The sequence below is a fragment of the Nocardia alni genome (assembly GCF_019038435.1).
Lineage (GTDB): Bacteria > Actinomycetota > Actinomycetes > Mycobacteriales > Mycobacteriaceae > Nocardia > Nocardia alni.
Window position 1 is genome coordinate 1 of record NZ_JAGPOX010000343.1, and the last position, 461, is coordinate 461.

The following is a 461-nucleotide window of genomic DNA, read 5'->3' on the forward strand; positions in this document are numbered from 1 at the left end:
CACGAAGCGCGCGTGGTCTCGGCCCACCGCATGCCCGACGACATGTTCGCGTATGCGGAATCCGCCGTGCCGCGCGGCCTGCGGGCCATCATTGCCGGCGCGGGCGGCGCCGCCCACCTGCCCGGCATGATCGCGGCCAAGACCACGGTGCCCGTGCTGGGCGTGCCGGTGGCGAGCCGGCACCTGCAGGGCGTGGATTCGCTGCACAGCATCGTGCAGATGCCCAAGGGCATTCCCGTGGCCACCTTCGCGATCGGCACGGCGGGCGCGGCCAATGCGGCGCTCTTCGCGGTCGCCCTGCTGGCCGCCGACGACCCGGCCCTGCGCGAGCGGCTGGAGGCCTTCCGCCAGGAACAGACCGAGGCGGCCCGCGCGATGGCGCTGCCGCCCGCAGCGCCATGAGCGCGCCAGACGCCATGCAGCGCCCGATCCTGCCGGGCGCCACCCTGGGCGTGCTGGGC

1 protein-coding gene is annotated in these 461 nt (G+C 75.3%); it reads left to right on the forward strand.

The window, feature by feature from the left end; translation table 11 throughout:
- Window positions 1-402 (forward strand): 5-(carboxyamino)imidazole ribonucleotide mutase (purE, locus tag JZ791_RS47410; RefSeq protein WP_216903960.1); only part of this gene is annotated, 402 nt, incomplete at its 5' end.
- Between the last annotated feature and the right edge of the window lie 59 nt (window positions 403-461).